The organism is Salipiger sp. ABF4_146, assembly GCF_056161345.1.
In genome coordinates, this window is the sequence record NZ_JBSWYX010000072.1 from 1 (window position 1) to 837 (window position 837).

The window sequence follows — 837 nt, forward strand, 5'->3', positions numbered from 1 at the left end:
GATGAGTTGTTCGAGGAGTTGGACCAGGCGATCAACCAAGCGGGGTTCATTCCGCGCGCCGGTCAGATCATCGACGCGAGCCTCATCGCTGCCCCGCGCCAGCGCAACTCCGACGGCGAAAAGGCGGCGATCAAGGCGGGCAAGACCGCGTCCGAGATCTGGCCGGACAGGCCCGCTAAGGCGGCGCAGAAGGACACCAACGCGCGCTGGACAGTCAAGTATTCCAAGGCGAAGACGCGCGCGGACGGCAGCAAGCCGGTCGATCTCGCGATCCCGACCTTCGGCTACAAGAGTCATATCTCCATCGACCGCCAGAATGGGATCATCCGTCGCCAGATCATTACCGACGCGGCACAGCATGATGGCGCGCGTCTGCGCGAGGGGCTTATTCAGACGGTGAATACCGGGCGCAAAGTCTGGGCGGATACCGCCTATCGGTCGGCCGAGAACGAAGCCTGGCTCGCTAACACCGGCATGGTCAGCGAGATCCACCGCAAGAAGCCGCGCGGGCGCCCCATGTCGAAACCCACATCCCGTGCCAACGGTCGCAAATCCGTTGTCCGCTCGAAGGTCGAGCACGTCTTCGGACACCAGAAGGACCGCATGGGACTGGTCATCCGCACCATCGGTCTGCCGCGTGCAAAGGCTGCTATCACGATGGCAAACATGGTCTACAACATGGGTCGATTGCGATGGCTTCTCAGCCGAGTTGCCCCCGCCTGACGCCAACCCAGCCAGAAGACCCGCCTAGCAAATTAAACGTGCCGCGCCAGCGAGCGCATTAGCGCATTCGACCGGACGATCGGTGGCCGCCGAACGGGTTATCGGAGGTCTCCA

1 protein-coding gene is annotated in these 837 nt (G+C 62.8%); it reads left to right on the plus strand.

Translation table 11 applies throughout. The features are described 5' to 3' along the window. Positions 1 to 723: transposase (locus ACXAJT_RS27590; protein WP_475242224.1), on the plus strand; the 723-nt coding region annotated here is incomplete at its 5' end. Positions 724 to 837: the final 114 nt, after the last annotated feature.